Annotated in this window: 11 protein-coding genes; 9 read left to right on the forward strand and 2 right to left on the reverse strand. The window is 69.8% G+C overall.

The window, feature by feature from the left end; genetic code table 11:
• Positions 1-3: 3 nt before the first annotated feature.
• Positions 4-921, reverse strand: coding sequence for a cyclase family protein (locus QMC84_RS18735; RefSeq protein WP_300377387.1), 918 nt, complete (start codon positions 919-921; stop codon positions 4-6).
• Positions 922-1,092: 171 nt separating this feature from the next.
• On the opposite strand from QMC84_RS18735, the gene QMC84_RS18740 reads away from it, so the two are divergent.
• The 9 genes from QMC84_RS18740 (at position 1,093) to QMC84_RS18780 (ending at position 10,636) form a co-directional block, all read left to right on the forward strand.
• Positions 1,093-2,148, forward strand: coding sequence for a zinc-binding dehydrogenase (locus tag QMC84_RS18740; RefSeq protein WP_300377389.1), 1,056 nt, complete (start codon positions 1,093-1,095; stop codon positions 2,146-2,148).
• 33 nt (positions 2,149-2,181) lie between these two features.
• The gene (locus QMC84_RS18745) at positions 2,182-3,045 is read left to right on the forward strand and encodes an FAD binding domain-containing protein (protein ID WP_300377391.1); all 864 of its coding nucleotides are present in this window, start codon (positions 2,182-2,184) and stop codon (positions 3,043-3,045) included.
• Positions 3,042-3,563 (forward strand): (2Fe-2S)-binding protein, encoded by a 522-nt coding sequence (locus tag QMC84_RS18750; RefSeq protein ID WP_300377393.1) that lies wholly within the window; start codon positions 3,042-3,044, stop codon positions 3,561-3,563. Before QMC84_RS18745 ends, QMC84_RS18750 begins: the two co-directional genes overlap by 4 nt.
• Entirely contained in the window at positions 3,560-5,875 is a 2,316-nt protein-coding gene (locus tag QMC84_RS18755; protein WP_300377395.1) for a xanthine dehydrogenase family protein molybdopterin-binding subunit, read from the forward strand. The genes QMC84_RS18750 and QMC84_RS18755 overlap by 4 nt, the downstream gene beginning before the upstream one ends.
• A gap of 138 nt (positions 5,876-6,013) precedes the next feature.
• Positions 6,014-7,279, forward strand: a complete 1,266-nt coding sequence (locus QMC84_RS18760; protein ID WP_300377397.1) for a Tm-1-like ATP-binding domain-containing protein — start codon at positions 6,014-6,016, stop codon at positions 7,277-7,279.
• Positions 7,276-8,010: a phosphoglycerate mutase family protein gene (locus QMC84_RS18765; protein ID WP_300377399.1), complete on the forward strand. Its 735-nt coding sequence runs from the start codon at positions 7,276-7,278 to the stop codon at positions 8,008-8,010. The genes QMC84_RS18760 and QMC84_RS18765 overlap by 4 nt, the downstream gene beginning before the upstream one ends.
• A gap of 23 nt (positions 8,011-8,033) precedes the next feature.
• Positions 8,034-8,942, forward strand: coding sequence for a 3-keto-5-aminohexanoate cleavage protein (locus QMC84_RS18770; RefSeq protein ID WP_300377401.1), 909 nt, complete (start codon positions 8,034-8,036; stop codon positions 8,940-8,942).
• 66 nt (positions 8,943-9,008) lie between these two features.
• Positions 9,009-9,713: a GntR family transcriptional regulator gene (locus QMC84_RS18775; protein WP_300377403.1), complete on the forward strand. Its 705-nt coding sequence runs from the start codon at positions 9,009-9,011 to the stop codon at positions 9,711-9,713.
• 197 nt (positions 9,714-9,910) lie between these two features.
• Positions 9,911-10,636, forward strand: coding sequence for a GntR family transcriptional regulator (locus QMC84_RS18780; protein WP_300377405.1), 726 nt, complete (start codon positions 9,911-9,913; stop codon positions 10,634-10,636).
• Between the two features lie 36 nt (positions 10,637-10,672).
• On the opposite strand, the gene QMC84_RS18785 is transcribed toward QMC84_RS18780, so the two are convergent.
• Positions 10,673-11,788, reverse strand: coding sequence for a transaldolase family protein (locus QMC84_RS18785; RefSeq protein WP_300377407.1), 1,116 nt, complete (start codon positions 11,786-11,788; stop codon positions 10,673-10,675).
• Between the last annotated feature and the right edge of the window lie 49 nt (positions 11,789-11,837).

Below are 11,837 nucleotides of genomic sequence, written 5' to 3' on the forward strand. Positions count from 1 at the left end.
TCCTCAGACGATGGCGATCGGGTCCAGCATCGAACCGGTAGTGCCCTTGATCTTCAGGGGGAGGGCGACGAAGAGGAACTCGTGGATGTGCTCGGCGGCCAGCTCCTCGAGGTAGATCCCCTCGAACAGGTAGATGCCGTGCTCGATCAACAGCAGGGTGTGCACGGGCTGCGGGTTGGCCGGGGAGCCCGGATCCGGTGCCGGTTGGACCTCGTAGGTCTCGGTGTCGCTCCCGGTGGCGACGACGCCCTGCGCCAACAGCCAGCGGGCTGCTGAGAGGTCGGGCCCGGCAGTGGTGTGCCTCGCCATCCGCTCGGTGTCCGGCCACGCGCCCAGGTAGCCGGTCCGGATCAGGACGACATCGCCTCGGCCGACGGTGACGCCTTGGTGGCCGGCCACCGCCTGGAGCTGATCGGCGTTCACCGGCTGGTGCGACGAGAGTGCGTCGACCCCGAGGTATCCGGGCACGTCCAACAGCACCCCCCGGCGGATGAACGGCGGCAGCTTGCTGCCGTCTCCGACCGTGGGCCCACGGTCGCCGAGATGCTGCCGAGCGTTTCCCCCGCCGTACCAGTGGTCGTCCTCGCCGATCGTCATGTGGGCCAGTGCGTCCACGTGCGCACCGCTGTGCGCGGTTCCGCTGACGTTCTCGGCCATGTACTGCAGGTTGACCTCGTTGTGCGGCCCCCAGGGCTCGACGCCGTCGCCTCGCAGTCCGGCGGGTGTTCGGTACATCGTCACCTGGAAGGGCGGATGCGACCCGAAGAGGGGCATCCCGGTGTATCGCGGCAGCGCCAGCGAGAACACCCGCCCCTGCTCCGGCAACCGGAGTGCCGCCAGGACCTCGGCGGGGCTCTGGTGGCCCGCGGGGCCGACGTGGCGGAGGTCTCCCGAGGCCTCCGGGAACGGGGTGCTGGTCATCGGCCGGCTCCTCATGGCTAGGCAGTCGATTATCGATAGTATGCGGGAACCCCTCCCTGCTGGGAACCCGTGGAGCCCTGGCGTGGTGACGAGACAGTGGCTTGACTCACATTGCTGGAAACTCTACCCTCGATTATCGATAAACAGGCAGGACCCTTCGCAGGAGCGACGATGACGCAGATGATGCAGGCCCTGGTGGTGCGCGAGCCCAACGTGCTCGAGATCGCCGAGGTTCCTGTGCCCGAGCCCGGCCGCAACGAGGTCCTGGCCCGAGTCCGCTCCGTCTCGATCTGCGGGACGGACGCCCACCTGATCAACGGTGACTACCCCGGGTTCTGGCCGCCCCAGTTCCCCTTCACCCCAGGCCACGAATGGGCGGGTGACGTCGTGGCGCTCGGTGCGGGCGCGGACACTCTCGGCTGGCGGGTCGGCGACCGGGTCGCGGGCACGAGCCACAGCGCCTGTGGGGTCTGCCAGAAGTGTGTCGAGGGCCAGTACAACCTGTGTGAGAACTACGGCAGGCCGGCTCTCCACGCCCAGTACGGACACAATGCACAGGGCGTCAACGCCACCTACGCCGTGCACAATGTCAAGGCCATCTTCCGGCTGCCCGATGACGTGAGCTTCGACGTCGGCGCCCTCGCAGACCCGGCCAGCATCGCCCTGCACGTAGCGCGTCGCGGGAACATCAAGCCCGGGGACACGGTCGCGATCACCGGAGCCGGCGCGATCGGGCTCCTGGCCGCCGACGCTGCACTCATCGATGGGGCCGCGCGCGTGGTCGTGGTGGGGCGCGGCCACCGCCTCGAGCGGGCTGCCGCCCTCGGGTTCGAGACCGTCGACACCCGCGCAGGCGACCCGGTCGCCGAGGTGCGTGAGCTGACGGGCGGACTCGGCGCGGACGTGGTCCTCGAGTGTGCGGGGGTTCCCGAGACCCTGACCTGGGGGATGGCGATGCTGCGTCGTGGCGGTCGCTGCGCGATGGTCGGCATCCCGACGGAAGACGTCAGCCTGAAGTGTCAGGCCCTCGTGCTCGATGAGCTCGAGCTGGTCGGTTCGCGCGCCTCCGCCGGTGAGATGCGCCGCGTCATGCCCTTCATCTCCAACGGGAGGATGCGAGCCGAGGAGCTGATCACCCACCACTTCCCGCTCTCGGAGTACGACAAGGCGCTGGCCACGTTCAACGATCGGTCCAGCGGCGCGATCAAGATCATCGTCAACCCCTAGGTCCCACGGTCTCCCGAGCTGAGAGGAGGGTCGGTGCGCTACTACCGTCCAGCGACGACCGCACAGGCGGTGGCCGCTCTGGCCAGCCAGCCGCACACGTCCCGCATCCTGGTAGGTGGGACCGACCTCCTGGTCGCCGTGCGCCATCGGAGCGCGCAGCCCACGCTCGTGGTCGACATCAAGGGGGTACGGGACCTGACGGCGCCGATCAGCGTCGACGAGCAGGGGATCACCTTCGGCCCCACGGCGACGATGGGTGACGTCATCGCCCACCCCACGGTCCGTGAGTGGTTCCCGGCGCTCGTCGAAGCTGCAGGGCTGGTGGGATCGGTGGCCATCCGGAATCGGGCCAGCCTGATCGCGAACTCCGCCAACGGGTCTCCCGCGGCGGACACGTCACCGCCGCTGGTGTCGTTCAACGCCTCGGTCACCATCACCTCGGTCTCCGGAGAGCGGACGAGTCTCCTGCGGGAGTTCTTCCTCGCCCCGCGCCGGACCCTGTGCGAGCCAGGCGAGATGGTGACCTCTCTGCGGGTACCTCGGCCTTCGCCAGGTAGCTCCTCCGCCTTCGAGCGGATGACCCGCCGCCGCGGCGTGGACCTGGCGACCTGCAGCGTCGGCGCGGTCGTGGACGCCGACGGTGCCATGACGGTCGGGCTCGGAGCCCTGGGCCCGACCACCCTCCTGGGCGGACCGGTCGCGCCGATCGACCTGACGTCTCAGGAGCAGCTGGAGCGAGCCGTCGACGCTCTGCTGGCGCCGGCGACGCCGATCGGCGACATCCGTGCCGGCAAGGCGTACCGGACCGCGATGGCCCGCGTGCTCGCCCGACGTGCCGTCCTCCGAGCCGCCGCGCGCCGCACCGACCCCGACCGACTGACAGGGAGAAGCTCATGATCCCTACCGAGGACCAGTCCGCCGACGAGGTCGGAGCCGACCTCGTCGTTGTCACGTGCAGCGTCAACGGGGAGTCGGCCAGGGTCTCCGTACCCCCCCATCGCACGCTGATGGACGCGCTCCGCAACGAGCTGGGTCTGACGGGTACCAAGACCTGTTGTGCCGAGGGGGAGTGCGGCGCCTGCACCGTGATCGTCGACGGCGCCACCGTGAACAGCTGCCTGATGCTCGCGGCTGAGGCAGAGGGCTGCGACATCCTCACGGTCGAGGGTCTGGGCGCCGGGGAGCCGGGCGGCCTGTGCGATCTGCAGGAGTCCTTCCTCGAGGCCGGCGCCGTGCAGTGCGGCTTCTGCATCCCGGGCCAGGTCATGGCAGCCGAGTACCTCCTGCGCACCAACCCGGATCCGTCCGTCGACGAGATCCGCGAAGGAATGTCGGGCAACCTGTGCCGTTGCGCGGGCTACCAGCGCATCGTCGCCGCAGTCGAGCTGACGGCGCGGAAGCGGGCGACCCGATGATCGAGCAGCACGGCTCCGAGCGGGAGGCACTGCGGACGGTGGGAGCGCCGATCCGGCGCTACGGCGGCGCGGCCCGGGTCAGCGGCCAGCAGGACTTCCTGGCCGACCTCCCCTTCCCGGATGCAGCCGCGGTGGCACTGGTCACCCTCCCGGTGGCGTGCGCAACCGTCACCGGCATCGATGGCAAGCGAGCCATGGAGATGCCGGGTGTGATCGCGGTGGTCAGCGCGGCCGACCTGCCGCAGCCGGTTCCTCGCTTCGGCATCTCCCATCAGGATCGCCCCGTGCTCGCGGACGGGGAGGTCCTCTTCCACGGAGAGCCGGTCGCGGCGGTGGTCGCCGAAACCCTCGACCAGGCCGAGGCCGGTGCGCGGGAGGTGGAGGTGGCCTTCGAGGAGAGGCCGGGCGTCTACAACGTGGATCAGGCGTTGGCGACCGGGGCCCCGCTCGTGAGGGATCCCTCCCGGCGCCCCGAGGACGACGAGAACCGCGACTCCAACGTCTTGGAGACCGCGTTGTACGAGTGGGGCGACACGACAGCCGCGGCCGGTGAGGCGGCGGTCATCGTGGAGAACACGTACACGTTCCCGATGGTGACCCACTTCCCGATCGAGCCGGGCGGCACCGTGGCGGTACCCACGGATGCGGGCGGCCTGGACATCTACTCCCCGGTGCAGCACCCCTATCTGCTGCAACGCACCATCGCCACGGTCACCGGTCTGCCGCTGTCCCAGGTCAGGGTCTTCGCCCCCGATCCGGGTGGTGGCTTCGGAGGCAAGCAGACCCCCCGGCTCGAGCCGCTGCTGGCGTTCTTGGCGCTGCAGACCGGTCGGCCCTGCCGGCTGGTGCTCTCGCTCGAGCAGACCTTCCAGATGATGCGGCGGGCGGCGTGCCGGGTCAAGGCCCGCACGGGCTTCGCCGACGACGGGGCGCTGATCTTCCACGAGCTGCACTGCGACTTCCTCATCGGGGCGTACGCCGACGTCGCCCCGCGGGTCATGACGAAGGGCAGCTACGTCGGTGCCGGCCCGTACCGGATCCCCCATGCCCGCACCGCCTCGCGCGCCGTCATGTCGAACACCACCCCCAGTACTGCCTTCCGTGGCTTCGGCGCCCCCCAGGTCGCATGGGCCACCGAGTCGCAGCTGGATGCCGGTGCCCGAGCGCTGGGGTTGGACGGGCTCCAGATCCGCCGACGGAACCTCGTGAACGTGGGTGAGGCGTTCTTCCGGGGCCCGTACGAGGCCACCGCTGACGGGCACTGGCACGAGGCGCTGGAGAAGGCGGCCGAGCTGATCGGGTGGGGGCAGCCACTCGCACCCGGTCGGGGTCGAGGCATCGCCGTCGCCATCAAGCCCGGGGCGACCTCCGGCCTCTCCCAGAGCCTGGTGCGCTTCCTCGCGGACGGCAGTGCCATCGCCTACGCCGGCACCTCCGACATGGGACAGGGCGCTCGGACGCTCTGGCAGCAGATCCTCGCTGACGAGCTCGGCAGCCCGCTGGACAAGATCCGCGTGGTGAGTGGGGACACCGGTGTCGTCCCGTTCGACCTGCAGACCTCGGCCAGCCGCTCCACGGTCTTCATGGGGAACGCGGTCCTCGAGGCGTGTCGTGACATCAGGAAGCGGGTGTTGGCCCTCTTCGCCGAGTCGACCGGGGTCGACGAGGCGATGCTCTCCGAGGCTCCGGGCGTGCTGATCACTCCCGACGGCGAGCTCTCCCTGCTCGAGGCGTCCCGCATCGCGCTGGGCGCACTGGGCGGTGAGTTCGTCGGGCAGGGGACCGCCCGGATGCGCGGTCGCAAGGGACACCCGTTGGGCGGTGACGCGGCCTTCTACGAGTTCAACTGCACGGCGATCGAGGTGGAGGTCGACGTCGAGACCGGTGAGCTGCTGCTGCACCGGCACGTGTCGGTCAGCGACGTCGGCACGGAGCTCAACCCCATCCAGGTCACCTCCCAGGACGAGGGGGCCTCGATCATGGGGCTCGGTCACAGCCAGATGGAGCAGCTGCTCCTCGACGACCACGGAGTGATCCGCAACCTGGGGGCGCTCGACTACCGGATCCCCACGTTCAAGGACGTGCCCGTCGAGCTGATCACCCACGGGATCGAGAACCACGACGGGCCCGGACCCTACGGGTCGAAGGGGATCAGCGAGGGCGCGTTGCTGTGCACCGCCGGCGCGCTGGGGTCGGCGGTCAGCGATGCCATCGGCATCCCGATCCGTGACCTACCGCTGACACCCGAGCGGGTCTGGACCGCGCTGCACCCCGACGCGGCCGACCACCCCGGGGGCGAGGAACCTGCCTAGCGGTCGCGACCGGCGAGCCGAGGACCTTGCCGGCCGCGTGTCGCGCACGAACAGATCGATGCCGCGTACTGGCGGCGCCGCACCAGAGTGCTTCAACGGGTCTGAAGCAACCACAACGCAAGTGATCGGAGAAGAGTGATGGAGCGCAAGGCTGTTGTGTGCCTCGCCGGGACCTTGGACACCAAGGGTGCGGAGTACGCCTATGTCAGGGACTGTCTGCTCGCTGCCGGAGTGGACGTCCATGTGATCGACTGCGGCGTCCTCGGGGAGCCGGGCTTCACGCCGGATGTCGACGCGGCCCACGTCGCCGAGCGGGCCGGCATCCGTCTCGAGGACTTCCAGTCCGGGGTCGAGGGCGCCGGGGGCCGGGTCCTGGCTGTCACGAAGATGAGCGAGGGTCTGCAGCAGATCCTCGAGGAGCTGGTGAGCCAGGACCGCATCGACGCGGTCGTCGGTCTCGGTGGGACGGGTGGCACCGACCTCCTCAGCGGCGCGTTCAAGAACCTCGGGCTGGGCTTCCCCAAGCTGATCGTCAGCACGATGGCGTCCAACAACACCCGCCCGTACGTCGGCCACTCCGACCTGCACATGGCGAACGCAGTCACCGACATCGCCGGGCTCAACAGCATCTCCAAGCAGGTGCTCGGCAACGCCGCCAACAGTGTCGCGGGCATGGCCAGGGGGAGGGCGCGGATCCGGGCCCAGGCCGAGGCCAGCAAGCCGCTGATCGCCGTCTCGATGTTCGGCGTGACCACCCCTGGGGTGATGCGCGTCCGAAGCCGCCTCGAGGCCGAGGGCTTCGAGGTCGTCACCTTCCACGCCGTCGGCGAGGGTGCCGGCATGGAGCACCTCATCGACCAGGGCGCCATCGACGGCCTCATCGACTACACGCTCCCCGAAGTGCTCAACCACTGGAACAAGGGCATCTTCGATCCCGGGTGCGAGCGCATGGCGGCCGCGATCCGGACGGGCATCCCGCAGGTGGTCGTGCCGGGTGCGATGGAGTGCTTCAACTTCGGCGCGGTGGACACGATCCCCGCCGAGTTCAACACCCCCGAACGGAACGTGCTCGTGCACAACCCGAACATCACCTCGCTCCTCGCTACTCCCGAGGAGCTCGTCAAGCTGGGCGAGTACCTCGCCGAGCACGTCAACCAGGCGTCCGGACCCAAGGCCGTCGGGCTGCCGCTGGCTGGCCTTGACAACTACTTCAAGGAGGGCAGCCAGTGGCATGGCGTCGACGTCACGCCGCTGTTCGACGCGATCCGCCGGACCCTCGACCCCGGCATCGAGCTTATCGAGATGCAGAACAACGCCAACGACGAGGAGTTCGCGGACGCCATCTTCGAGCTCTTCATGAAGCAGTGGGCCGTACGTGAGCAGCCGACCGTGGCGGTCGGGTGAGCGAGATCGAGCCCGAGCCCACCCGAGTTCCCGGGGGCACGCCCGGCGACGTTGCGAGCGACGCCGCCACCGCGCCGGTCACCGTGCTCCTCCTGCGGCATGCCCATGTCGAAGGCCACCGAGGCGACGTGCCCATCACCGATCAGGGGCAGGCGCAGGCGAGGCTCGCCGGCGCCTGGATCAGGTCGGCAGGCTACGACGTGGGTGCGGTCCTCTACGGCGGCACCCGCAGGACCCGCGAGACCGCCGAGGGGATCGTCGAGGCCCTCGACGCGAGCGGCGCAGAAGCGACGGGGATCCTCGACAGCTTCGCCCTGCGCAACCCGGACCTCTACCTCGGGGGAGATCGCGTCTCCATGGTCAGCACGGCGGCCGCGCTCGCGGAGCAGACCGCGAGCCTCACGGCCGAGGACGTCAACCGGGTGCCGTTCTTCCGGGACTGGCTGGCCCATCCGGAGCGGGTGGGCTTCTGGGTCGCCCACCAGTCGCCCCCGGGTGACACCGCAGCGGCTGTGGCCCGGCGGATCCTCGCGTTCGCCGGGAGCCTCACGGACGTGCCGAGCTGGCGAGGCAGGACGGTCGTCGCCGTCACGCACTCCCCGGTGCTGCGGGCGCTGGGGTTGTGGCGAGACGGCTTCGACCCGGGCGAGCCGGCCCTGGTCACCGGCTATCGGCTGTCGGTCGGGTCCGGCTCGCCCGACATCGAGGACGTCGCACCCGCGACGTCTTGACCCGAGCTCGTTGAGGAGGTTCCGTGCCAGACGCGATCATCACCTGCGCCCCCACCGGGGCGATCCACACACCCTCCATGTCCCCCTATCTGCCGGTGACGCCGCACGAGATCGCTGTAGCGGCGCTCGCGGCTGCCGACGCCGGCGCCGCGATCGTGCACCTGCACGTTCGTGACCCGCAGGACGGTCACCCCGTCCAGGACGTGGGGCTGTTCAGGGAGCTGCTCGCCGAGATCCAGGGCAAGTCCGATGTCGTCGTCAACCTCACCACGGGCGGCAGCCCGCACATGACGGTCGAGGAACGCATCGAGCCGGCGATCTCCCTCGCGCCCGAGCTCGCCTCCCTGAACATGGGCAGCATGAACATGGGCCTGTACCCGATGCTGGACCGGTTCCCAGAGCTCGACCACGACTGGGAGAGACGGCACCTCGGGAACAAGGACCTCGTCTTCAAGAACACGTTCGCGGACATCGAACGGATCCTGAGGACGTGCGGTGACCAGGGAACCCGCTTCGAGTTCGAGTGCTACGACACCGCCCACCTGTACAACCTGGCGCACTTCCTGGACCGGGGACTGGTGGAGCCGCCGCTGTTCATCCAGACGGTCGTCGGCCTGCTCGGTGGCATCGGCGCCGACGTCGAAGACCTGCTGCACCTGCGACGGACCGCGACGCGGCTGTTCGGTGACCAGTTCGAGTGGTCCACCCTCGGGGCCGGCGCGGCCCAGATCCGGGTGGGGACGATCGCCCTGGCCCTGGGTGCCAACGCCCGGGTCGGGCTCGAGGACTCGTTGTGGGACGGGCCGGGCAGGCTCGCCGAGTCGAGCCGGGTCCAGGTGGAACGTCTCCGGTCGGTGGCGACCACCCTCTACCGCGAGCTCGCCACGCCGTCCGAGGCCCGCCGCCGACTTGCGCTCCGCTCGGCGAAGTAACGCAACGGCCCGGGAGACGAGTCGTGAGAACATGGGGCGTACGCGAGACGTCCGAGGAGGAGCACCGTGATCAACGGGCACGGCGTTGAGTCGGCGATCCGCGGGGAGCTGTTGTCGACCTCGGTGAAGAAGCTCCTGCTCGACAGGATCATGAGCGGCTACTACAAGCCTGGGGAACGGATCATCGAGCTGCAGCTCTCCAAGGAGCTGGGCACCAGCCAGTCCCCGGTGCGCGAGGCGCTTCGAGACCTCGCCGCGATCGGAATAGTGACGATCCATTCCCGGCGCGGAGCGCGGGTCCGGCTGCCCACCGCGAAGGAACTGTCCGACATCAGCGTCGTCCGCTCGGAGATCGATGCGCTGGCAGCGACCCTGGCGGCACCGCTGCTGGACGAGGACCTGCTCGGCCAGCTGCGGGAGACCTACGCCGAGATGCAACGCCACCACGCCGCCGGCGACCACGTGGCACTGACACAGTCCGATGCCCAGTTCCACCGGCTCATCGTCACGACCTCCACCAACCAGGCCATCGCGCACGTCTTCGACCAGCTGGAGCCGTTCGCGCGCACGTTCATCACCCTGACGCTCCCCAAGGCGAACGTCACCTCGATCATCCGCGAGCACAAGCTGATCCTCGACGCGCTCGAGAAGGGGGACGCCACCTTGGCGGCTCGGCACGCACGCGAACACCAGCTCAACGTCAGCGCCCTGTTCCGCGATCACTTCGACGACGAGAACGGCGGGGCCGGCGCCGGCCCCGACGGGGGCTAGGTCCCGTCGTCAGCACCCCCGCCGGCCCGTCGGCTTGACGGTGAACAGGCCGTGCTCGTACGATGTAATCGATTATCGACGGCACCCTCGTTTTCACGCGCGTCTCGACAGAGCGACTAGTAAGGGGTGGGTTGCGGGAGTATGGGAGCGATCCCCTGCGACCGCTCTTTCGCGACGACGACCTTGGAGGGCGCCTCATGTCCAGCTCCGACCCGCTGACGCGCAGTGTGCTGGCCGACCAGGTCAAGGAGTGGCTGCTCGAGGCGATCCTGAGCGGCGCCTATCCTCCGGACTCCCGCATCGTGGAGACCGCTGTGGCCAAGGAGCTCGGAACCAGCCAGGCCCCCGTGCGTGAGGCGTTGCGCGGGCTCGAGGCCCTGGGGATCGTCGAGATCGCCCCGTTCCGGGGGGCCCGCGTCCGCCGGCTCGAGGCGACCGAGCTGCTCGAGGCCTACGTCGTCCGGTGCACGATCGAGGTGCTGGGCGCCCGGCTGGCGATGGCTCGGCTGACCGATGACGACATCGCCGGGCTGCTGGCCATCGGCGAGCAGATGCAGCGCGCCGCCGATGCGTCCGACGGCCGGGCCCTCGCCGTCGTGGACGCCAGCCTGCACGAGCGGATCATGGAGCTGGCGGGCAACCGCACGCTGCTTCGCGTGTGGCGGTCGCTGGAGCCGATCTCTCGTACCTACATCACGCTCGCGGGCCCCGGCTCGGACCCGCAGTGGACCGCAGGCCTGCACACCCCGATCCTCGACGCGATCCGCGTGCGCGACACCGACGGCGTCATCCGCGCGATCGAGAGCCACTTCGAGGAGATCCGTGACTGGCTGGCGGACCACCTCGCGGAGGTCGTCGAGCAGCAGGCGGCCGGCGCCTCGGAACGCGAGGAGAGCATGAGCGCCGGTCGGACCCACGACTGAACACGCTCACCCCGCTGGATGGGGGAGTCCGAGGCGCTACCTCGCCGGATCGGGAAGCAGCACGTCGCGCACCACGCTCTCGAGCTCGGCGCACGCGACGAGGAACTGGCGGAGCGTGCGCCGCGTGGCGCCGAAGTCCTCGAACTCGGTGATCGACATGCCGTCCGGCTCGTAGGCTCGCCGGAACTCGGGCAGCTCCCGGTGCAGACCGTCCAGGACGGCGTCGCCGACCGGCTCGTCGATCAGCGGCAGCGGCTCGATGCCACTGGAGTTGAGGCGTAGCTGCCACTCGAACGGTGGCGAGATCACGACGTCGCCCCCGACCAGCTCGCTCCAGTGCAGGTGGTTGCGGAACGCCGCTGAGAGGAGGCGGGTCCGGAAGCCGCGCTCGCGGAAGATGCGGTAGGCGCGCTTGAACACCGCGACCCCCGCCCACTCCAGGCTTTCGGCGTCCACGGGGGCGTCGTCACGCTCGGCCACGACCTTGAGCCAGTCGTCGAGCCGCCCGACCATGATCGTGCAGACCGGCCCCATGCGGGAGACGTCGAGGCCATCGGCCTCGCGGCGATCCAGGCCGCGCTCGATGGCCTCGGCCACGGCGACTGCCTGTGGCACCGTGAACGACACGGTCGCGTTGATGCTCACCCCCCGGTAGGTGGCCTCCTCCATCGCCCGGATGCCGACCTCGGTGGCCGGGATCTTGACGATGATGTTGGGCGCGAGGGCGTCGAACCGCACCGCCTGCGCGACCAGCGCGTCCGCGTCGCGATAGTGCCGCGGATCGGTCTGCACCGACAGGCGGCCGTTGCGCCCGGCGTGCTCGGCGAACGCGTCGGTGAGCAGGCCCGCGGCCTCGATCGAGAGCTCCTCGACCATCGCCCAGCCGATCTGCGACTCCGACGCCGTGGGGTGGGCATCGGCGTACTCGCGGATCCGCCGCTGCCACTGGGGCAGGTCCTCGCGCAGTGCGGCCAGGGCGATCACCGGGTTGCACGTCGCCCCGACCGCACCCCAGCCGATCGCGGCCGAGAGCTCCTTGGCCGTCACCGAGTCGCTCCACAGCCGGGTCGGAGTCTCCTCCGTCATCCGCAGCAGCGGGGGGACGGGCAGGCCGGGGGAGGGGGCGGCCGGGCTGGTCACTGGGTCGCGCATCTGTGCTCCTCACATAGTTGTCTGCCGAGGGCGCCGGTGGCGTCCGCCC

The organism is Nocardioides sp., assembly GCF_030019515.1.
Classification (GTDB): domain Bacteria; phylum Actinomycetota; class Actinomycetes; order Propionibacteriales; family Nocardioidaceae; genus Nocardioides.

What these genes read in the sequence shown, in the direction of transcription:
- QMC84_RS18785 (WP_300377407.1), bottom strand. Translation starts at nt 11,788, where the DNA reads ATGCGCGACCCAGTGACCAGCCCGGCCGCCCCCTCCCCCGGCCTGCCC.
- QMC84_RS18735 (WP_300377387.1), bottom strand. Translation starts at nt 921, where the DNA reads ATGACCAGCACCCCGTTCCCGGAGGCCTCGGGAGACCTCCGCCACGTC.
- QMC84_RS18780 (WP_300377405.1), top strand. Translation starts at nt 9,911, where the DNA reads ATGTCCAGCTCCGACCCGCTGACGCGCAGTGTGCTGGCCGACCAGGTC.
- QMC84_RS18740 (WP_300377389.1), top strand. Translation starts at nt 1,093, where the DNA reads ATGACGCAGATGATGCAGGCCCTGGTGGTGCGCGAGCCCAACGTGCTC.
- QMC84_RS18755 (WP_300377395.1), top strand. Translation starts at nt 3,560, where the DNA reads ATGATCGAGCAGCACGGCTCCGAGCGGGAGGCACTGCGGACGGTGGGA.
- QMC84_RS18750 (WP_300377393.1), top strand. Translation starts at nt 3,042, where the DNA reads ATGATCCCTACCGAGGACCAGTCCGCCGACGAGGTCGGAGCCGACCTC.
- QMC84_RS18760 (WP_300377397.1), top strand. Translation starts at nt 6,014, where the DNA reads ATGGAGCGCAAGGCTGTTGTGTGCCTCGCCGGGACCTTGGACACCAAG.